This is a genomic window from Deltaproteobacteria bacterium GWA2_45_12 (assembly GCA_001797365.1).
GTDB lineage: Bacteria > UBA10199 > UBA10199 > UBA10199 > UBA10199 > UBA10199.
This window is the reverse complement of record MGPH01000011.1, coordinates 20,442-40,874: the sequence shown is the minus strand read 5'-3', so window position 1 is coordinate 40,874 and position 20,433 is coordinate 20,442. Positions and strand designations below refer to the sequence as shown.

Annotated in this window: 18 protein-coding genes and 1 other RNA gene; 15 read left to right on the top strand and 4 right to left on the bottom strand. The window is 44.7% G+C overall.

Going from position 1 to position 20,433, the window contains the following annotated elements:
* Nucleotides 1-32: 32 nt before the first annotated feature.
* Nucleotides 33-2,306, bottom strand: a complete 2,274-nt coding sequence (locus A2048_00995; GenBank protein ID OGP10373.1) for a hypothetical protein — start codon at nt 2,304-2,306, stop codon at nt 33-35.
* An 8-nt stretch (nt 2,307-2,314) separates the two neighbouring features.
* Nucleotides 2,315-4,420 carry a hypothetical protein gene (locus A2048_00990; protein OGP10372.1) on the bottom strand — a complete coding sequence of 702 codons (2,106 nt, stop codon included), beginning with the start codon at nt 4,418-4,420 and terminating at the stop codon, nt 2,315-2,317.
* Nucleotides 4,421-4,556: 136 nt separating this feature from the next.
* Between A2048_00990 and A2048_00985 the strand changes: the two genes are divergently transcribed.
* The 11 genes from A2048_00985 (at nt 4,557) to A2048_00935 (ending at nt 13,113) form a co-directional block, all read left to right on the top strand.
* Nucleotides 4,557-5,753, top strand: a complete 1,197-nt coding sequence (locus tag A2048_00985) for a hypothetical protein (GenBank protein ID OGP10371.1) — start codon at nt 4,557-4,559, stop codon at nt 5,751-5,753.
* Nucleotides 5,754-5,762: 9 nt separating this feature from the next.
* Nucleotides 5,763-6,116 (top strand): hypothetical protein, encoded by a 354-nt coding sequence (locus A2048_00980; GenBank protein OGP10370.1) that lies wholly within the window; start codon nt 5,763-5,765, stop codon nt 6,114-6,116.
* 115 nt (nt 6,117-6,231) lie between these two features.
* Nucleotides 6,232-6,882, top strand: a complete 651-nt coding sequence (locus A2048_00975; GenBank protein ID OGP10369.1) for a hypothetical protein — start codon at nt 6,232-6,234, stop codon at nt 6,880-6,882.
* A 32-nt stretch (nt 6,883-6,914) separates the two neighbouring features.
* Nucleotides 6,915-7,901: a tryptophan--tRNA ligase gene (locus tag A2048_00970; protein OGP10475.1), complete on the top strand. Its 987-nt coding sequence runs from the start codon at nt 6,915-6,917 to the stop codon at nt 7,899-7,901.
* 62 nt (nt 7,902-7,963) lie between these two features.
* On the top strand, nt 7,964-8,737 hold the full coding sequence (locus tag A2048_00965; GenBank protein OGP10368.1) for a hypothetical protein: 774 nt from the start codon (nt 7,964-7,966) through the stop codon (nt 8,735-8,737).
* Between the two features lie 112 nt (nt 8,738-8,849).
* On the top strand, nt 8,850-9,716 hold the full coding sequence (locus A2048_00960) for an SMC-Scp complex subunit ScpB (GenBank protein OGP10367.1): 867 nt from the start codon (nt 8,850-8,852) through the stop codon (nt 9,714-9,716).
* A gap of 84 nt (nt 9,717-9,800) precedes the next feature.
* Nucleotides 9,801-10,523, top strand: coding sequence for a hypothetical protein (locus tag A2048_00955; protein ID OGP10366.1), 723 nt, complete (start codon nt 9,801-9,803; stop codon nt 10,521-10,523).
* Between the two features lie 85 nt (nt 10,524-10,608).
* Nucleotides 10,609-10,947: a hypothetical protein gene (locus A2048_00950; protein ID OGP10365.1), complete on the top strand. Its 339-nt coding sequence runs from the start codon at nt 10,609-10,611 to the stop codon at nt 10,945-10,947.
* A gap of 8 nt (nt 10,948-10,955) precedes the next feature.
* Nucleotides 10,956-11,137, top strand: a non-coding RNA gene (gene ssrS / locus A2048_00945) — 6S RNA.
* A gap of 18 nt (nt 11,138-11,155) precedes the next feature.
* Nucleotides 11,156-11,707: a 5-formyltetrahydrofolate cyclo-ligase gene (locus tag A2048_00940; protein OGP10364.1), complete on the top strand. Its 552-nt coding sequence runs from the start codon at nt 11,156-11,158 to the stop codon at nt 11,705-11,707.
* Between the two features lie 179 nt (nt 11,708-11,886).
* Complete coding sequence (locus tag A2048_00935; protein OGP10363.1) at nt 11,887-13,113, top strand: tyrosine--tRNA ligase; 1,227 nt, start codon at nt 11,887-11,889, stop codon at nt 13,111-13,113.
* Between the two features lie 386 nt (nt 13,114-13,499).
* Here the strand turns inward: A2048_00935 and A2048_00930 are convergent, their stop codons facing one another.
* Together A2048_00930 and A2048_00925 are read right to left on the bottom strand one after the other, a co-directional pair.
* A complete protein-coding gene (locus A2048_00930) occupies nt 13,500-14,522 on the bottom strand; it encodes a 2-oxoacid:ferredoxin oxidoreductase subunit beta (protein ID OGP10362.1) in 1,023 nt (340 codons plus the stop codon).
* Nucleotides 14,492-16,378, bottom strand: a complete 1,887-nt coding sequence (locus tag A2048_00925; GenBank protein ID OGP10361.1) for a 2-oxoglutarate ferredoxin oxidoreductase subunit alpha — start codon at nt 16,376-16,378, stop codon at nt 14,492-14,494. Before A2048_00925 ends, A2048_00930 begins: the two co-directional genes overlap by 31 nt.
* 148 nt (nt 16,379-16,526) lie before the next feature.
* Between A2048_00925 and A2048_00920 the strand changes: the two genes are divergently transcribed.
* From A2048_00920 to A2048_00905, 4 genes are all read left to right on the top strand, one after another.
* Nucleotides 16,527-17,465, top strand: coding sequence for a hypothetical protein (locus A2048_00920; GenBank protein ID OGP10360.1), 939 nt, complete (start codon nt 16,527-16,529; stop codon nt 17,463-17,465).
* Nucleotides 17,466-17,528: 63 nt separating this feature from the next.
* Complete coding sequence (locus A2048_00915; protein ID OGP10359.1) at nt 17,529-19,028, top strand: anthranilate synthase component I; 1,500 nt, start codon at nt 17,529-17,531, stop codon at nt 19,026-19,028.
* 49 nt (nt 19,029-19,077) lie between these two features.
* Complete coding sequence (locus tag A2048_00910) at nt 19,078-19,662, top strand: anthranilate/aminodeoxychorismate synthase component II (protein ID OGP10358.1); 585 nt, start codon at nt 19,078-19,080, stop codon at nt 19,660-19,662.
* 90 nt (nt 19,663-19,752) lie between these two features.
* Entirely contained in the window at nt 19,753-20,433 is a 681-nt protein-coding gene (locus tag A2048_00905) for a 2-C-methyl-D-erythritol 4-phosphate cytidylyltransferase (protein OGP10357.1), read from the top strand.

Sequence of the window (20,433 nt, the reverse complement as noted above, 5' to 3'; positions counted from 1 at the left end):
AAAAGATATTTTTTCATGTCTTGATGACCGGGTCAAGGACCTTCAGCTTCCCGCTCATCTTCGGCACCTTCAATGGCTTCGGCTCCACGTGGTTCTGGGGGTGGGGCTTCTTCAGGAGGAGGAGTTTGGGAACCGCCCATATTTTCCTGAGAGCGGCGTGCAGCTTCCTCACGTTCCTTGTCCATGGCTTCTTGGTCAAGGGCGGTACGGGCCCGTCTTTGTGAATCTTCAATCAGTTTATTTTCCAGCACAAGGGCCTGGATAATGTTGATCATTTCAGGAGCCACTTTACCACCCAAAGTTTGTTCGAAGGGTAAATCGTTATCATAAGGTTCAACGGTTCTTAATATTACCTGAATATCACGGACAAAACTGGGGATGCGTAACAAAGCATTCAAAAATTGGGGCTTGGTGCCATACAAGGCTTTCAAAAGGATTCCTGCAGCAGCCCTCCGCACTCCATTTACCGAACAATCCACTTCCCGGCCTTTGTCGCGGCGATCCTTCACTGTTGTTAGGTCAGGAACTTTTTTCAAGTCTTCTGTGATTAATTTTGTGATTTCGGAAGCTGTTAAATTGCCTTCCAGGATTTTTTTAAGGAGGGGTTCCAGTATTTGTCTCATGAGGTCATTAAGTTCTCCGTGGGCGTAGTCTAGCTGGGAACTTAAGGCATCATGAGCGTACTGTTTTTCGTCTCCTGCCAAACCGATGTCTCCGCCGCCATTAATCATGGCGGTTTCAATGGTCAGGGCATCCTGCATATTGGCGCTGGGTTGTTCCAAAAACTTTTCTTTTTTGATTTTAAGATAAGCATTGATGGCTAAAAGATTGGTTTCGTGATTTTCCCATTGCCCCATCACATATTCAGTGCCTTGGGCATCGGCTTTGGCTTTCATCGATTGGCCAAAGAGATAAGCAAAATCAGAATCGGTTTGTCCAAGCCCCGTTTTCATGAACAGGAGGGCCGTTTTTATTTCAGGGCTGTTTTCAAAAAGGAGAGGATATCCGTTTGCGTTGATGTCTGCTTCTTTGGCCGGTATTTCAGTCAGGATGGTTTCAAATATTGAAGCGAGTTCATTTAATTTGGGAGCGTAAGAAGGGCTGTTAAAGAAAATGGAGTAAAATAAGACAATGACAAACTGCCCTTGGTCATAGGCATTAAGTCCTGCTTCCTCCATTAAAGGTTTTATCTTTTTATTCCACAAGTCAACCAGGTTGGTGATGCCGGGAATATCTCCATTGGCAAAGTCGATCATCAAGGCAACAGCCTGGTTTCTGATATCCTTCAGTTTGGCCTTTGTTGCATCACTGGTGTCTTGACCGCCGTTAATGCCCAGTTTTAAAGCTTCTTCAAAACTGGCATCACTGGTTGCCGTATCAAAGCCGGCATACAAACCATGTTTTTGATCGGAAGTGAGCGTAGAGGCTGTTTCAATGACCGGCTTTCCACCGGCACTCACTTTTTTCCATACTTCTTCAGGGTCACCGGGGTTGTTGTTGATTTTTACAGCATTGGTGTCTACAAGGATGGAGGCATATTTGAGATTGTCAAAAGTTTTAAAACACACTTCCCCCGATTCAATATTTTCAAAACGAAAAGTAACGGCACCCGTTGCGGCATCATAACTGGCCAAGCTCATCTCAATATAATGACGGTCCCCATTCACGGCGGCTTCGGCATTTTCTAAAGTCAGTTCTTCAGCAGTATATTTTTTTGGAGGGAAGGCAATATTGATCATTTGCAGCTGGGTTTGTTCATCCGAGCGGCGGGTTTCAAGGGCATTTTCATAATCTTTGACTGTTTTGCCGGGCATGAGGTGGCCGTTTTCATCCAAAATGCCGCGTTCTTTTAAATAATCTGTATCCGATTTTTCTGTCAGCAAGGGGTTGGTGGCAAAAGGGCGCAGTTGGATATTTTGGTCCCCCATGGTGTTAATGCTTGCTGTGGATCCATCTTTATAATCGGTGCGTGGGGCTTCGGGGGTGCTTTCGGCGGTACTTGTGTCAACGCCCAAGTTTTCACTATCATTACGCAAACCGTCAATGGCGGCATTCAAGTCTTCCAAAAAGGCTTCATCGGCGGCAATTATTTTTTCAATTTCATCAATCTTGCGCTCAATTTCGCTATTGTGTTCCAAGCGTTCCAAGTCGCGCTTGTATTTTTGAAGGTCTTTTTTGTCGTTTAAGGCTTCACGCTTGGCCGCACGTAATTCTTCACGCGTTTTTCCTTGCAGGTCAATACTGTCGGCCTGTTTATAGTCGACATTAAATGTTTCGTTTCGGTTGGATGTATTTTCGATGCCCATAATTTATTTTATTGATAGTTTCTGTTTAAAATTTCCATGACGGGGTTGTAGAACTGATATGAACTGTCAAAGCCCTCAAGCCAGCCTTTCACTTCTTCCTTAAAGCCAGGGACTTTCATTAGGCTGTTCAGTATTTGGGGTTTTGAGCCATCCATAATAATTAAAAACATGGCAGCCAGAACGCCCAAAGAAGTTTTTCCATCGGTTTGAACCAGAGCGCTCATGGCCGCTTCGAGTTTGGCCACAATATGGGCGGCGGGCATGGGTTCATCCGTGATGATTGCCTGCAGGAGACTATCTATTTTTGGTTCATAGTATTCCTGGAATTTTGCGATTTGTTCATTGTTGGCGCTGGCCACTGTGTCTTCGACATCATCTTTATCCCAGCAATAATTTGCGACGTAAAGGTCAAGGTTTTCGTAAACCGATTCGTAGTCTTTTTGGTCAAAATCAACCATTTCGGAACTGGCCATGGTGTCTTCCATGGCACTGACCTTGTTAATACTGTCAGGGATCTCGCTGCCTTTTTCCTTGAGCAAGTTCTTAAATTTATCGAGGGCTGCTTTATTGGTTTGGGTATCCCACCAACGACCTCGTTGTATTTCAGATTCAGGATGGATCGGATCATCCGAGCCCAAAATATTGGTGGTGAATAGCTCGTATGCGGCTAAGGCACCCCCAAATTGCCCGCCACCGGTTTGATATTCCAGAAGCAGGATGACGGTTTTATAGCTTGCCGACTCGTGATCTTTCCAATGACGCATGACAATATTTCCTTGGGCGTCCTTTTGAGCCTTGTTGGTTCTTCCATCAATTACTTCAAAATCGGCCATGAGTTGGTTTTCAAAAAGTTCAACAAGGGGTCCTGCAAAACTGCTGAACACTTCCTTGGAAGTGGAATGGAACATGGTCATCACCATGCTAATGATAAGGTTGTTTCTATCGGCACCCAAAAGACCGGCTTCGTCCCATTTCTTCAGTATTTTATCGGTGAATTCTTTTTTCCAGTCCCCCTTGGGATTGTTTGTGTAAAACTGGTAGAAAATTTCAATGGCTTCCTTCCAATAGGGTCTTAAATCTGTACGAGAGGCCATGGTCCACATGTTTCGGCTTGCATCAAAGGCCGCATCAGAGGTGGCTGCTTTGTAGCCGTTTGAACGAGTCACATCGAGTTCTTTGCCTTCACCTTCGGATTCTTCCACATTGGCGCTAATGGTGGTCGCCCCGTTATCAATGGACATAATTTTTTTCAGATTTTCAGGAAGGGCCAATAATTCGTCACGATCCACTTCGGCATTGGACCAGATAATGGAAGCTTTGTCATAATTGACAATGGTTTGAAAAGTAATGACTCCCGTTTCAAGGTTTTCAATTCGAACCGTTAGCTGTTTATTTCCCTCATCAATGGAAGCAATACTTAGTTTGGTTTTTCCACCGCCATCAAAAGTTATTTTTTGGCGTTGTTCGAGATTGGAATTTGTATCAAGGCTGTTTTTTGCTTTATATGCTTCGATGTCAGCTTCGGTAAGAACGCCATCTCCATTTACATCTTGAATCACTTCCTTTGTTTCAGGATCAATTACTCCATCATCAATAAGTCTTTGCTCCAGTGTTTTTTGAGCTTCTTGGGGATCTTCTCCAGGCACTGGGGCAGGATCGGCTGGATTTAAAATATAGGTCCTGTCTTCGGTTGAATCAGCGGCTGTTACATGGATATCATCCCCATTGGTAAAATCCTGGGCGATTTCCCCATTGGGGCCAACAGTCACGGGATATTTTTCTTCAGCTTCGGTGGTGGTTGTGTCCACTTCCGATGTGTCCACACCACTTTCACTTTCCCGATCAGCACGCGTGGCTTCGGTGAGTTCGTTAAGAAAAGTCTCGATATCTTTTTTTAATTCTTCCAGCGCTTCACGACGGGCTTGGTCGGCTGAATCCTTGTTTTCTAATTCACGGATGGCCCGGTTTACCGTGCGTAAATCCTGGCTGGCATCTCTTCGGGCCACACGTTTTTCATCGGTACCCAGGTTTTTGATACGCGCAGAATCTGTATGGGCGTAGTCGGAATCAGTGGCGGAGTTTCTGTTTGAATCATTGTGGATGGCTTGCGTCATAAAAAATTCCCCTTTTTTTAAAAAAAATACATGCGTCCGTTATGTTTAATAGCAAACCCAGTGCCAAAAACTTAGGGAGAATTCAAATCTAAATATATGTAATTATTAAGTATTTTTTTATTATAGGAAGCTTGGCTTGCCTGGGGTTGGGGGTTTTTTGACTTCGGGGGGTACTTATTGGGGGTTTGTCTCCCCATTTGGCAAGGACGCAAAAGTGCTGTATACAAACAAAGATATGAAATGGTTTTGGATCCTTTTTTTTGTTTGGTTTTGTGGGTGTGCCCGTCTCCAAGATTGGTGGTTTGATGAAGCTCAAAACACACATCAAAAACAGGCAGAGCCGATAAAAGAAACTCCTCAAACGGTATCCGATGAAAAAATAAAAACGGATCTTGCAGCAAAATTGTTCCGGCTCTTTGTTTTTGAATTATTCCCGCTTGAAGCAAAAATAATTTTGCAGGACTCTTTGATTTCCGAAGAAGATTTAAGAAAAATGGTTTTTGAGGCTGAAGGAATTTTGTTTCCCGCTTTGACTATCCATCGGGTTGTTTTTGAAAACAAGGGCCCCCAAGGGGAAGTGATTCATGTGATAGGATTAAGAAGTGATTATGCCGACTGGTCCAAAAAACTTATTTCACAACCTGAATTAAGCCGCCGCTTTGAAATAAAAATTGAAGAAACTCTTGATTCTCTTAAATCCAAAACAATTTTGGCCAGGGAAGCAGGGAAGAACGATCAGGCCTTGAATTATCTTGCCCAATGGATAGCGCATGCTCCCACAAATCTGCAAGTGTTGGGGCTTTTGGGGAACGTGTATCGCGATCTTCACCATTATCCCCAAGCGATCGAAGTTTATAAAAAAATGCGTGCCATGGGACAGGAGAATGTTTTTGTCCTGCATAATTTGGGTTTTTGTTATGAAAAAATGGGATTGTTGGTGGAAGCCAGTGAGTCTTACCGCAAAGCCTTGGAGATGGGGGGATACAATGAATTGCTCATGAAGCAGCTAGCCATGGTCTATGCCAAAAACAATGATACCAACGGGGCCTTATTTTGGATAAATAAGGCAAGAGCGGTAAGGGATTCAAGTGATTTGTGGCTGATCGAAGGCAATTTATATCGTAATTTAAAGCAATACGAAAAAGCGGAGAATGCTTATGCGAAAGTAAGCACCCTTAATTCGGAAGAGGCTCGGGGTCTCTATAATCAAATCCTTGTTGATTTTGACCAGAAGCAATGGGCTCAAGCCAAAGTTAAATGGAACAAGCTAAAAGAGAAAGATCCAAGCTTGGCCAAGGAATTGGAGAATGTGAAAATATTTCAGGAATCGTAGGGGCAATTCATGAATTGCCCTTACCGGGACAGGTCCGTCATGAATGAATCGATATTAAAAATTATAACATTCCTTTTATTTTTAAATGGAGTCGCTCACGCCCAAGACCTTGGTCCCGTGGGGCCGCAAACAACACCGCCTTCTTTGGAAGGTGAGACTGAAGACACATCTTCCAAACAGGTTTACGATTTGCCTTACAAACCTTCGGTGTCAAATGAATCTACAAATAATTCTGATGCGGGTAGGGACAATCCTAGGATTGTCCCTACGGATTCCAAACCAATAGAACCCATTGATCCCGTTTTGGTTTATCTTCCTTCTAAATCTCCTGAACCTGTGGGAGCGTTGGATCCGGTGATGTAGGGATGCCGCTGGCTAACGCGTAGATAGGGCGCACCAAGGGGCGCCCCTACGGAACGACCAATCAATAATCCCATTGCCTAGACAAACCCCATTTGTTAGCGTTTCGTTTCTTTAAATGGAAACATCAAAATTAATCAGTTTTATCCTGTTTTTTCCTGGGTTTCTTTTTTCGCTCAGCTTTCATGAAGCGGCTCATGGATGGGTGGCTTCCAAGTTTGGAGACAACACAGCCAAAGCCATGGGGCGCGTTACCTTAAATCCCTTGCCCCATATTGATATTTTGGGCACCGTTGTGTTGCCGGCTTTGGGATTTTTTCTTGGCGGATTTATCATCGGATGGGGGAAGCCGGTTCCGGTTGACTATCGAAACCTTAAAAATTGGAAAAAAGACGGCCTTTTTATCGCCGCCGCGGGGCCTTTGAGCAATTTTTTGTTGGCTCTGATCTTGGCAGGAGTCTTACATGTCATTGCTTTTCTTAAGCCTGAATGGATGCTGCCATTAAACTATAACGGGTTCACCATTATCGGAGCCATTGTCCAGATTTTTTATCTGAACCTGGCATTGCTCTTTTTTAATTTGATTCCCATTCATCCTTTAGACGGGGGCAAAGTCATGTTTGGATTGCTTCCCCAACCTTGGGCTTCCAAGTTTGATGCGTTTGTGGGTCAGTATGGGACTCTCATTTTGTTGATGTTGTTTTTTACGGGATTTTACCGTATTTTAGTGGGCGTTCCTTTGCAGATGGTTGCGAGAATATTGCTGTAGGGGCGCCCCTTGGCGCGCCCCCCATGAAAATTATGCAAAAACAAATTATCGTCTCTGGTATGCGCCCTACGGGCTTGCTCCATTTGGGGCATTATTTTGGGGTGCTGCGCAATTGGGTTGTACTGCAAAACAAGTATCAATGTTATTTTTTTGTGGCTGACTGGCATAGTTTGACCACGGAATACGACCATGTGGATATTGTCCAGAGCTCGCTTAAGGAAATGGTGCTTGATTGGCTGGCGTGTGATGTTTCTCCAGAGAAATGCGTTTTATTTGTTCAATCCAAGGTGCCCGAGCATGCCGAATTGCATCTGCTTTTTTCGATGATCACTCCACTTGGATGGCTTGAACGAGTCCCTAGTTACAAAGAAATTCAACAACAGTTGACAGGGAAGGATTTATCCACGTATGGATTTTTAGGGTACCCTCTTTTGCAAACGGCCGATGTGGCCATTTACAAGGCCCACAAAGTTCCTGTGGGTCAGGACCAGGTGGCGCATATCGAGCTTTCACGCGAGGTGGTGCGCCGGTTCAATCATTTGTACAAAGATATATTTCCCGAACCCGAAACTTTTTTGACAACGGTTCCCAAAGTTCCTGGAACCGACGGGCGAAAAATGTCAAAAAGTTATCAGAACTGTATTTATCTTTCCGATGATGAAAAAACATTCAACGACAAACTGCTTAAACATATAACCGACCCTGCCCGTCAAAGACGCACCGATCCTGGAAATCCCGATATTTGTCCCATTTATGCTTATCACAAGGAAGTGTCTTCAAAAGAGGAGATAGGACAGGTGAATCTTGATTGTCGCACAGCCAAAATAGGATGCATTGATTGCAAAAAAATTCTCATTAAAAATATGACGGAAACTTTTAAGCCTTTTCGTGAGAAAAGAAATGAATTGAAAAAAGATCCAAAAATAATTGGTGATATTTTGGCGGAAGGGGCTAAAAAGGCCCGCATGGTGGCGGGGCAAACATTAGCCGAAGCCAATGAGGCGATGGGATTATCGTAGGGGCGATCCTCGTGATCGCCCTGATGTATAGGGGCGAATACAAGATTCGCCCATACCAACACATGTCAACCGAAACACAAAACACACAGGACTACCGAATCAATCTCGATCTTTTTGAAGGGCCGCTGGACCTGCTTTTGCATTTAATCAAAAAGAACGATCTTGATATTGCCAATATCCCCATTGCTTTCATTCTTAAGGAATATTTGGGATATCTTGACTTGATGCAAGACCTCAACATTGATGTGGCGGGGGAGTTTATTTTGATAGCCGCCGAGCTAACACACATCAAGTCACGTTTGTTGGTTCGTCAAGATGACGAAGAAAAAGCAGAAGAACCCGATCCCCGGGCCGATTTGATGGTCCGTCTTTTGGAATATCAAAAATATAAGAGGGCGGCGGGATGGTTAAGCGGGCGTCCCATGCTTTTGCGCGATGTTTTTAAAAGACCCAAAATGGCACTTCCTGATGAAACCAAAGAAGACCAGGAATGGGTGGAAATTGAGCCCTTTCATTTATTAAAGGCCTTTGGTGAAATTTTAAAACGGGCTCCCAAACATACGGTCCATCAAATAGAGGTTGAACGGGTTTCAATCACCGATCGTATTTATCAGATTGTGGATAAACTGCAGAATGTTGAAAGTCTCCTGTTTGAAGAAATGTTTGAAGGAGAAATAACGCGTCATAGTATTGTGGTTACTTTTTTGGCCTTGCTTGAAATGGGTAGACTCAGGATGGTCCAGATTTTTCAGACCGATGAACGAGGCGTTATTCGTGTGCGCAGGAAAATGGAAGTTAGTGAGATTCCTGTAATGGATGCTGTAAATGGCGAGTGACCCTTCGACTATGCTCAGGGTGTCCATTAAAAAATAATGGACATGGTGAGCCCCGTCCCGCAAACGGGACCCCGCTACGCGGTGGTCGAACCATGACTTTAGTAAATAATTTATGGAAAAAACCCAAATCAAATCAATTATTGAAGCCCTTCTTTTTGTCTCGCCGGAACCTCTTTCGACTTCTGATTTAAGAAAATTACTTAAAACAGAACCCAAAGAAACAGCAAAAATTGAAGATTCCGTGGAGAAGGCTTCTGGTGAAGCAATCCCCGAGGCCGAAGGGATTGAACAAAATGCGGAAGAAAGGGAAGAAGCGGATCCTTTGGCGCAGTTAAAAGAAGCGCAAAGCCAGATGGAAATGGAAGTTTCCCTTGGGGATATCAAGGATGCGTTAAGTGAGCTTAGCTGCGAATACCAAATGTCTGCCGATCGTGGTTTTGAGTTGGTGGAAGTGGCAGGAGGTTTCCAATTTCGTACCAAGGCTCATGTGGGTTCTTTTTTAAAGAATCTCCAAAAGATTCCCAAAGCCCGCTTGTCCAATCCCAGCATGGAAACTTTAGCCATTGTGGCCTACCAACAACCTGCCACCCGCCAAAAGATTGAAGAGATTCGAGGCGTCGACAGTGGCGGTGTGATCAAGACATTGCTCGATCGTGATCTGGTGCGCATTGTGGGCCGCAGTGAAGAACTGGGTAAGCCCATCATGTATGGAACCACCAAAACATTCTTGGAAATTTTCAGCCTTAAATCGCTCTCGGATTTGCCTACACTTAAAGATTTGGAAACGATAGAGCCCCAAGCTTCTTCCGAAGAAAAATCGGTTCCTATAGAAGATGATTTTACGGCCGAAAGTACGGCTATGGAAGCTCTTGATTTGGAATCAAGTGCCCTTATTGATGAACTTGAATCTTCCATCAAAAGCATCCGTGATCTGGAAAAAGATATCTTTGTTGAAGATGAGAGTGACCCTTCGACTTAGCTCAGGGTGTCCTATTTTTGTAAGGGCAATTCATGAATTGCCCTTACATGGACATGAGCCCCGTCCCGTAAACGGGACCCCGCTATGCGGTGGTCGAACCATCTTACTATTTTCATGCCTCTTGAACGTCTTCAAAAACTGATTGGTCAAACAGGGCTGTATTCTCGTCGTGAAGCCGAAATGCTGATGAAGCAGGGGCATGTATTTGTAAACGGTAAAAAAGTAACCGTGCTCGGGACAAAAGTGGATTCCTCCACAGCCAAGATTTCTGTCAAAGGAGAAAAACTCAATCTTCACCAAACAGTCCAAATCATTCTTTTTCATAAACCCAAAAAATGTGTGGTGTCTTCAAATGATGAACTTGAACGCTCAGCTGTTTACGATTTTTTGCCCAAAAAATTTGCCTCTTTTAAGCCGCTGGGAAGGCTTGATTATGATGCCGAGGGGTTGGTGGTTTTAACCAATGATGCAAGCCTTGTTGCAAAATATCAAAATCCCCAAGCGGAGATAAGAAGGGTTTTTGATGTGAAAGTGACTCCTAAACCCAATGATCGCCAGCTTGCCCGCTTACAACAAGGGTTTGAATTGGATGGTCGCAGGACCCAACCTGTTTCCATAAAATTTGCCCAAGAAAATCCCCTTTCAACATGGTTTGAGTGGAGCATGATTGAATCACGCCAACGCCAGATAAGACGCATGTGTGAAAAAGTGGGGTTGACCACCAAAACAATTATTTGCACTCACTTTGGCCCCTATGCATTAGCGGGGATTCCCTTGCGTGGATGGCGCTTGATTGAAAAAGATTAGTTCTTATTTGGAGATAGTTGGATAATTGACATTAATAAAATAATGTCATGTTCCAATTGAGGCTTTTTGGTTAACATCCTAATTTTTGGTGATTTTTCTTGACTTGAAGGACAAGCAAAATTATAGGAATTTCCCCATGACAGAAAAAAAATCCTACGATCTAACCATTTTGAATCAAAAGTTTAACATCAAAAGTGAAGCCACTGAAAAGCATGTGAAAAAGGTTTCTGATTATGTAAACAGAAAAATGCATGAGATTGTTTCTCAGAACAAGGCTATCTCAACAGCCAATGTTGCCATTCTGGCTGCCTTAAATATTGCTGATGATTTTGTCAGTCTTAAAGAAAAACAGGCTGATAATTTAAATCAGTGGGCTTTGACGATTGATGATTTGATTCGACGTGTGGAAACTTCGTTGAGGTAAAATTTTAACAAACCCTGCCTGGTTCGTGGTGAACGTCATTATTTTTTGAACTTACAATGACAAAACGGGGTCCATCTCTTACCTTGGTGAGCATGCCTCCTTGTGAGGAAGCCTAAAGAGGTAATAACGGGTTCCACCTTAATTAGTTAAGGTTCAAGATAAGCTTCTCACGACTTATGGTGGGGTTTTTTCTAGCCACTAGTAGGACATGACCAAAGACCAACTCAGGAAGAAAATTCTCGAAGAAAGACTGGCCTTAAGCCTTGAGCGGGTTCACAGCCTCAGTTTGACTATCCAGGAAAAAATTGTATTGCTTCCCTTGTGGAAAAAGGCCCAGCGCGTGGGGCTTTATTCTCCTGTTAAAAATGAGGTCGAAACGCGTTTCCTGTTTACCAAGGCGCTGGAAGAAGCCAAAAATGTCTATTTCCCCCGTGTGGAACAAGGAGTTCAATATTATGAAGTTAATGACCCTGCTGATTTACAAAAAGGAGCGTGGGGGGTTTTGGAACCCAAACATGGTTGTGTGACTTTGCCTCCCAATACCCGTTTGGATTTGGTGATCATTCCCGGTATCGGGTTTAGTTCGCAAGGATTTCGTCTGGGTTATGGCCGGGGTTTTTATGACCGTTTTTTGACTTCATTTACAGGGGCCACCATGGGCCTGGCTTATGAATTTCAAATGATCCCAAGCATCCCCATTGATTTGTGGGATTGCCGATTGCAATATGTGATGACTGAAAAGAAGGAATATGTTTTTTGAAGAGGCTTTTTAGAGGATGCATTCCCCCTTTAAAAAAGGGGGGTAGGGGGGATTTGGGCCCATCTCCGTTTCCGGTTTATATTTAAAGGTTCGAAGGCAAGCACGCACGGGAACAAATCCCCCTTTGTCCCCCTTTTTTTCAGCCAAAGGACTGATCCGTCCTTCGGCGGAAAAGGGGGATGAATATTGGGAGAGAAATTATGTCCATTTCTGTTGAAAAACAATTAGAGGTTATTAAACGGGGAGTCGTTGAGCTTATTGAAGAAGAAGGGCTTATCGAAAAGCTTAAACTGGGGAAGCCCTTGCGTGTAAAAGCGGGCTTTGATCCAACAGCGCCCGATTTGCATTTGGGGCATACGGTGCTTTTGCATAAACTGCGGCAATTTCAGGAGCTGGGGCATCAGGTTGTTTTTCTGATCGGTGATTTTACGGCAACCATTGGGGATCCGACGGGGCGTTCTGAAACAAGGCCCGGATTGTCGAAAGAGGAAGTTCAGAAGAATTCTAAAACGTATCAAGATCAGGTTTTTAAGATTCTTGATCGGGCCAAAACCGAGGTGCGTTTCAACAGTGAATGGTTTGACAAAATGTCTTCCATGGAATTGACCATGCTTGGTTCCAAACAAACGGTGGCTCGCATGCTGGAACGGGATGATTTCAAAAAAAGATTCAAGGCGGGGCATGATATCTCCATTCTCGAATTTTACTATCCGCTCTTTCAAGCCCATGACTCGGTGGTACTCAAGGCAGATGTAGAATTGGGAGGGACGGACCAAAAATTTAACCTTCTCATGGGCCGTACCATTCAGAAAAGATCCGGCCAATCCCCGCAAATCGTTTTGACCATGCCGCTTCTTGTAGGCACTGACGGTGTGCAAAAGATGAGCAAGTCCTACAACAATTACATCGGCATCAAAGAATCGCCGAAAGATATTTTTGGCAAGGTCATGTCCATCACCGATGATCTGATGTGGTGCTATTATGAGTTGCTTAGCTCAAAGTCTTTGCAGGAAATACAGGGAATGAAACAGGCTGTAACCAGTGGGGGGCTTCATCCAAAAAAAGTAAAAACCGATTTGGCCAAAGAGATCGTGGCCCGTTTTCATAGCCGGTCCGAAGCTGATAAAGCGGAAGAGGAATTTGCCAAGGTTTTTTCTAAGCACGGGTTGCCTTCGGATATCGAAGAGGTGACTCTGCCCGTCTCTTCTGAGCCCAGGGGGCTTCAGACTCTTTTGACGGAACTTTCTCTTACCCCAAGCAATAGCGAAGCGCGACGCCTTGTCACCCAAGGGGGGGTGTCAGTCAACGAAAAGAAAATTTCCGATCCCATGATGAAGCTTGAATGCAAGGGCGAGTATCTTTTGCAGGTGGGGAAGAGGAAGTTTAAGAGGGTTTTTTTTAAATGACCCGTTTGTCATTCCCGCCACGTGACCCCGCCATGCGGGGTTCAGTTAGCGGGAATCCATTCTTTGAGCAATGTGGATTCCCGCTTTCGCGGGAATGACGGTGTAGTAGGAAACATCGAACCATGAAAGTAAACCAACCTAAAAAGAAAAATATCCAGAAAAGGCTTAAAGAACTTCGAAAGAAAGCCATCGTTGGGGACATAACTTCCCCCATTCGAGTAGAATGGGACGCATGCATCGAATTTAAATCCAGAGAGATCAAAAAGCGGAAGGATCAAAGTCGGACATCTTGAATTTGCCATACAAGTTTAAATGGGCCCTGCGTGTTTTATGACGCCTGATTTTTTGTTCAATCAGGGTTATTAAGTATTTGAACAGTTTGACCATCAATTCACCACCCACGTATTTTCACCATGGATAAGTTTTTCCAGGTTTCCCTTTCCTTTTGAATGGGCCCGTTCGACTTGTTGATGGATCATTGTCTCGTAAGTGGGTTTTTGGATGGACCGGAATATCCCCATGGGGATGGGGGCGGTGGGTCTTTCCATTTGGGCAAGAACATAGGCCAACGAGGAAGTGGGTAAAAATTCATCATGCACGACAAGATCTTTTTCGGTAATGCCGTTTTCACCAAGGGTGACCACTTCCAAATTCATCCCATTTTGTTTGATGCCCTTGTTTTTGGTTTTTCCAAAGATCATTGGGTTGCCGTGTTTAAGGATCAAGACATTGTCATCGCGGACTTCAGGGTTTGTGGCATCGTCAAAAGCGCCATCATTAAAAACAATACAGTTTTGAAGAATTTCAACAAACGCACTTCCTTTGTGATGGGCCATGCGTGTTAAAACTTCAGTTAAGTGTTTTGCATTGGAATCAACCGAACGGGCAACAAAAGTGGCTTCTGAAGCCAAAGCAATGGAAAGGGGATTTAAGGGATAGTCCACCGACCCATGGGGAGTCGACTTTGTCTTTTTCCCCTGCTCGGAGGTGGGGGAATATTGCCCTTTGGTCAGCCCATAAATGCGGTTGTTAAACAAGAGAATTTTCAAGTCTACATTCCGACGGAGCGCATGAATGAGGTGGTTTCCACCAATGGAAAGGCCATCCCCATCCCCTGTGACAACCCACACCTGCAGATCGGGGTTGGCCACCTTGATGCCTGTGGCAATGGCAGGGGCACGACCATGAATGGTGTGCATGCCATAGGTGTTCATATAATATGGAAAGCGGCTGGAACAACCAATGCCTGAAACAAACACAAACTTTTCGCGAGGAATACCCAAGGTTGGTAGAACGCGTTGCATGAAAGCCAAGATGGCATAGTCACCGCAACCGGGGCACCAACGCACATCCTGATCAGAGGTGAAATCTTTTTTGGTTAGTTGGACACTGCTTTTTTGAGTTTCCATTGATTGTTTCCTTCGTTGAGAATGGTACGAATCCCGTCGACAACTTCCTTCACATTAAACGGTCTTCCCTGAATTTTGGTAAGTGATTTTATATCAACGGTGAATTGACCACGTAATACCTGGGCTAGCTGTCCCGTATTGAGTTCGGCCACGATGATTTTTTTAAACCTTGAGAGAACATCCCCGAGATTGGCGGGGAAAGGATTTAAAAAGCGCAAATGAAGGCTTGAAATAGATAGGCCCTCTCTTTGAAGAGTTTCCACTGCGGTGGTAATGGCCCCAAAGGTCCCCCCCCAACCGATGACAAGAACGTCACCGGATTCTTTTCCAAAAACCTGGGCTAAAGGAATGCTTTGAGCGATACGCCCAATTTTTTCGGCACGTAAGTGCACCATGTGCTCGTGATTGACAGGATCATAACTGATATTCCCGGTGATATCCTGCTTTTCAATGCCGCCGATTCTGTGTTCCAAGCCGGGAGTACCGGGAATGGCCCAAGGACGTGCGAGGGTTTCCGGCTCGCGGAGGTAGGGTTGAAATTTGTCTGCCTGAGTGGGGTGTTTAATCACAATGGGATTAAGGGAAGCCAGGGGAGGAATATTCCAGGGTTCAGCACCATTGGCCAGATAGCCATCGGAAAGGAAAATAACGGGGGTCATGTATTGAATGGATAGACGAACGGCTTCGATGGCCAAGCTAAAACATTCGGCCGGTGTTGCTGGTGCAATAACCGCCAAGGGAGCTTCGCCATGTCTTCCATAAAGGGCCTGAAACAGATCGGCTTGTTCGGTTTTGGTTGGAAGCCCCGTTGATGGCCCCCCCCGTTGAACATTAATGACCACAAGGGGAAGTTCCATCATAATGGCCAAACTTAAGGCTTCACTTTTTAAGGCAAGCCCCGGGCCACTTGTGCCGGTAAGGCCCAAACCCCCGGCAAAGGCAACGCCCAAGGCCATGCCCATGGCGGCAATTTCATCTTCGGCCTGGCATGTTTTGATATCAAAATTTTTATGACGGGAGAGTTCATGTAAAATATCGGAAGCGGGTGTAATGGGATAACTACAATAGATAAGGGGTTTGTTGGCCAGTTGAGAAGCGGCAATAAACCCAAGAGCTGTGGCTTCGTTCCCGGTGATATTGCGATAAGTGCCTGGAGTGAGTTTGGCTTTGGAGACTTTATAGCAACATTTAAAAATTTCTGTGGTTTCGCCAAAATAATAACCACTTTTCAGAACTTTTTTATTGGCATCGACGATTTCGGGTTTTGATTTGAATTTTTTGTCAATCCAATCCAGGGTGATGTCCAAGGGGCGTTGATAGAGCCAATACATAAGCCCCAGGGCAAAGAAATTTTTGCAACGAGCCATGTCTTTTTTGGTAAGGCCGGAGTCTTTAAGTGCTTCTTCAGTAAGCAAGGTCATGGGGACTTTATAGAGTTCGTAATCGTTCAAGCTGCCGTCTTCGAGTGGGTTGGACGAATAATTGGCCAGCTTTAAATTATCTTCAGTGAAGGCATTCAAATTAAGGATGAGCATCCCCTTTTTTTTAAGATCTTTTAAGTTTGTTTTGAGGGCGGCGGGATTCATGGCCACCAAGACATCGGGGGCATCCCCTGCGGTACGAATTTCTTTGGAGGAAAAGTGGATTTGAAAGCCGGAAACACCGAACAGGCTCCCTGCAGGAGCCCTGATTTCAGCAGGATAGTCGGGGAAAGTGGCTAAATCGTTTCCCAGGACGGCGGATGTTTCAGTGAAACGGTTGCCGGTTATTTGCATACCGTCACCGGAGTCGCCACATAAACGAATGACGACCTCATCTTTTTCTTCCAAATGTTTATTTGTAGGAGTTGGATTCATATAAATTGAAATGAAAGGATTGTTAAATTATAAAGGGCTTTTTGTTTATAGAGAAGTGGCATTTTTTTATTTTAATGCGCTACAAAAATGAGTACTTTCACACTTTAAGAGTCAAAACTTTGAGAAAGTGGTAAGGCTCATAATCGATATGACGCACATTGTCAATACCCGGGCCATTTTTATTAACCTCTTGATTTTAATCATGTCTTTTAGTGCTCAGGCTTCAGAATTAAAACATGATGGGTTCTTGAGGCTTTATAACTTTCATTTAAACGAAACCTTAGAAATTGCCTATGAGAAAGATCATGTCCCCAATCCAGAGGCTGTTAAAAGGGTCAGCCAGTTTTTACGTTCCCGTGATAATGCAGAAGTGGCAGGAATGAACCTGGATTTGATTCATCTTTTGGACCATTTAGCAGATCACTTTGGAGTGGATACGCTTGAAATTATCAGCGGGTATCGGCGTCCTGAATTTAACGAGGCTCTTCGGGCGGAAGGCCGTAATGTTGCCAAAAACAGTTATCACACAAAGGGGATGGCCTCTGATATTCACATGGATGAAATCACCGAGAAAAAATTGGTGAATTATGTCCGCAGGCTTGGCCGGGGCGGGGTAGGGTATTATCCTGATCTTTTGATGGTGCATGTGGATGTGGGGCGTGTGCATACCTGGCAGGAAAATGAATTTACGGATCGAACTGATATTGGGGAGTTTAATAAGGAATGTTCCCTTGATTTGAAGACGGATTATTTATTTTATTTTGATGGGCAGATTCAGAACCTTACTGTCACCAATCCCGAACAAATTTCCGTGAGGGAAAAAATGGGGCTGGAACATTTTTTTAGGGGGAAATGGTTTCCCTCCGGCGATTTGGTTGTCAGAAATGGCCTGTCGCAAAATTTGGGTTTGGTGCAATCCCAATATACTCTTCCTATGAAAGCTTTGGGGCGTATGCAAGAAAGGGTTGATACGGTTTGGATGCACCCCACAGAGCTGGTTCTTCCCTACGGCAAATTTCGGTGGAAACTTGAAACCATTGATGGCAAGGTGCAGTACTCGAATGAATTTTATTTGAAACGGATGTAGATACAAGGGGCGAACACCCTCCTGAGGCGGGCAGGCAAGGTTCGCCCGTACGGGTACGGTTTTATGTTTTCTCTTACACTCCAAGAATTTCAAACATTAGCCAAAAAAGGGAATCTCATCCCTTTGTATGCCGAAATCCCGGCCGATCTTGATACTCCTGTGTCTGCTTTTTTAAAAATTCGTTCCGGAAAATATGATTTTTTGCTTGAAAGTGCCACAGGGGGAGAAAAATGGGGGCAGTACAGTTTTCTGGGAACTAATCCACGAATGGTTCTTAAGGTTCGTAACGACCAATTGACTCTTTTATCGGGGAAGAAAAAGACGGTTCAAACAATTTCTGGGGATCCCTTATCGGCAGTCAAAGAGGTGATGAAACCTTTTAAACCGGTTGAAGTTCCCGGTTTGCCCCGTTTTTTTGGGGGAGCGGTGGGTTTTTTGAGTTATGATGTTGTCCGTTCATTTGAAAAAATCAAAGAAGCAAGTTTAGATGACCTTGGCGTGGAAGAAGCTTTTTTTGTGATCGCAGATACGCTTTTAATGTTTGATAATTTTAAACAGACCATCAAAATTGTGGTGAATATTTATCTTGATGGGACTTCTGTTAAAGGCTTGTATCAAAAAGCCTGTGTAAAGATTGAAACCCTCGTTCGCCAATTAAGAAAGCCCATCCCTTCTGTTTCCAAAAAGAAGAAGACAACCCCGGAAACCCCGCGTGTCAGGCACACCGAAAAAGAGTTCATGGGCATGGTTGAAAAAGCGCGTGAGTATATCAAGGCAGGAGATGTTTTCCAGGTGGTGTTGTCTACGAGGTACGAAGCTAAAACGGACATTGATCCTTTTGAACTTTATCGCGTACTCAGGCGATTAAATCCTTCCCCTTACCTTTACTTTTTACATTTTGATGATCTGGCCGTGGTAGGGGCTTCTCCTGAAGTGATGGTGCGTCTTGAAGGAAAAAGAGCCGAACTCCGGCCCATTGCAGGTACGCGCAGACGTGGATATACCGAAAAAGAGGATCTCGAACTCGAAGAAGAATTAAGAGAAGATCCCAAAGAACGTGCCGAGCACATCATGCTGGTTGACCTTGGCCGCAATGATTTGGGACGGGTGTGTGAAATAGGCAGTGTCACCGTGGATGAGTTGGAAATTGTGGAGCGGTATTCGCATGTGATGCACTTGGTTTCGCATGTCTCAGGAATGCTAAAAAAAGGCAGGGATGCCTATGATCTTATCCGTGCCACCTTTCCTGCTGGGACACTGACAGGGGCGCCTAAAATAAGGGCCATGGAAATTATCGAAGAGCTTGAGGGCTTGCGTCGTGGGGTTTATGGGGGATGTGTTGGGTATATCGGGTTTAATGGAAATTGCGACACGGCCATTGCCATCCGCACGGCTTTTTTCAAGGGAAAGAAAGTTTATGTTCAAGCGGGCGCCGGTATTGTTTTTAATTCGGATGCGCGCCTGGAGTATAAGGAATGCCAGAACAAGGCCCGGGGGGTTTTAAAGGCTTTAGAAAACGTGTACGGGCGAACCTTGTGTTCGCCCGTGATGGGCCAATATTGATGGGCGAACACCCTCCTGAGGCGGGCAGGCAAGGTTCGTCCGTACAATTATGTTATTAATCATCGATAATTACGATTCGTTTACCTATAACCTGGTCCAGTATTTTGGGGAAATTTTACAGGATGCAGGACAAAACCCCGAAAAGGAGATTCGTGTTTTCAGAAATGACGAATGTACTCTGGCTGATATCCGGGGAATGAATCCAAAATGGATCGTCATTTCTCCCGGCCCATGTACCCCGAAAGAAGCGGGTATTTCTGTGCCGCTCATCAAAGAATTTACCGGGATGATTCCCATTTTGGGGGTTTGTTTGGGGCATCAGTCCATTGGCGCTGCTTTTGGAGGGGAAATTGTCCGTGCCGCGCGCGTGATGCATGGAAAAACGTCGCAAATAAAACACGACAATAAAACCATTTTTGAAGGAATTGAAAATCCCTTTGTGGCAACGAGATATCATTCTTTGGTGATTCGTCCGGAATCGATGCCCGATGTATTGGAAATTTCTGCCACCACCAAGGAAGGGGAAATTATGGCCGTGCGCCACAAGCAGCACCGTGTGGAAGGGGTGCAGTTTCATCCTGAATCCATTTTAACAAAGGTGGGGAAGGATATTTTGAGGAATTTTTTGAGGTAGGGGCGATCCTTGTGATCGCCCTTCAACGTGCCCCTACAAGGGCGAATACCCTCCAGAGGCGGGCAGGCAAGATTCGCCCCTACATAACCAATGTCCAATTACGCCATCATCCCCGCTGCAGGTTTGGGAATCCGTTTTGGCGGCCAAACACGCAAACAATTTTTGGAATTAAAAGGTAAACCCCTTTTTCAATGGTCGGTGGAAGCATTTGTGAAAACAGGGTTGTTTGAGAAGATTGTGGTGTGTTTGCCTGCCCAAGGGCGGGGCGACCCCGCCCCTACCGTAGGGGTCGGGTTTCCCGACCCATGTATTTTTATCACCGGTGGAGCCACCCGTGCCGAATCCGTCAAAAAGGGTTTTGAGTTTTTACATTCCCAAGACGATGATACTGTTCTTGTTCACGATGCCGTGAGGCCCTTGGTTTCGGTAGATCTCATCAAAAAAATTGTTGAGGCAACCAAAGTCAAATGGGCTGTGGTTCCGGTGGTTCCTATCAGTGACACTGTAAAAGAAATGGATGGGGACAAGGTTAAAAAAACCATCCCCAGAAATCAATTAAGGCTCACTCAAACCCCCCAGGGTTTTTCTTGCAGAATCCTTTCGGCATTGTATAAGTCCCATCCGGACCTAGGCCAGAATTCAACCGATGAAGCCATGATGGTTGAAGGGATGGGGACGGATGTGTTTGTTGTCGAAGGCGATCCCAAAAACATCAAGGTGACAACACCGGATGATTTGAAATTGGCGGAATATTATTTAAATTCATTGTAG

Coding starts and splice junctions, on each gene's coding strand:
- A2048_00925 (OGP10361.1), bottom strand. CDS start 16,378: ATGAATCCAACTCCTACAAATAAACATTTGGAAGAAAAAGATGAGGTC.
- A2048_00980 (OGP10370.1), top strand. CDS start 5,763: ATGAATTGCCCTTACCGGGACAGGTCCGTCATGAATGAATCGATATTA.
- A2048_00915 (OGP10359.1), top strand. CDS start 17,529: ATGTTTTCTCTTACACTCCAAGAATTTCAAACATTAGCCAAAAAAGGG.
- A2048_00935 (OGP10363.1), top strand. CDS start 11,887: ATGAATATTGGGAGAGAAATTATGTCCATTTCTGTTGAAAAACAATTA.
- A2048_00955 (OGP10366.1), top strand. CDS start 9,801: ATGCGGTGGTCGAACCATCTTACTATTTTCATGCCTCTTGAACGTCTT.
- A2048_00990 (OGP10372.1), bottom strand. CDS start 4,420: ATGACGCAAGCCATCCACAATGATTCAAACAGAAACTCCGCCACTGAT.
- A2048_00910 (OGP10358.1), top strand. CDS start 19,078: ATGTTATTAATCATCGATAATTACGATTCGTTTACCTATAACCTGGTC.
- A2048_00995 (OGP10373.1), bottom strand. CDS start 2,306: ATGGGCATCGAAAATACATCCAACCGAAACGAAACATTTAATGTCGAC.
- A2048_00940 (OGP10364.1), top strand. CDS start 11,156: ATGACCAAAGACCAACTCAGGAAGAAAATTCTCGAAGAAAGACTGGCC.
- A2048_00930 (OGP10362.1), bottom strand. CDS start 14,522: ATGGAAACTCAAAAAAGCAGTGTCCAACTAACCAAAAAAGATTTCACC.
- A2048_00960 (OGP10367.1), top strand. CDS start 8,850: ATGGAAAAAACCCAAATCAAATCAATTATTGAAGCCCTTCTTTTTGTC.
- A2048_00975 (OGP10369.1), top strand. CDS start 6,232: ATGGAAACATCAAAATTAATCAGTTTTATCCTGTTTTTTCCTGGGTTT.
- A2048_00920 (OGP10360.1), top strand. CDS start 16,527: ATGACGCACATTGTCAATACCCGGGCCATTTTTATTAACCTCTTGATT.
- A2048_00970 (OGP10475.1), top strand. CDS start 6,915: ATGCAAAAACAAATTATCGTCTCTGGTATGCGCCCTACGGGCTTGCTC.
- A2048_00965 (OGP10368.1), top strand. CDS start 7,964: ATGTCAACCGAAACACAAAACACACAGGACTACCGAATCAATCTCGAT.
- A2048_00905 (OGP10357.1), top strand. CDS start 19,753: ATGTCCAATTACGCCATCATCCCCGCTGCAGGTTTGGGAATCCGTTTT.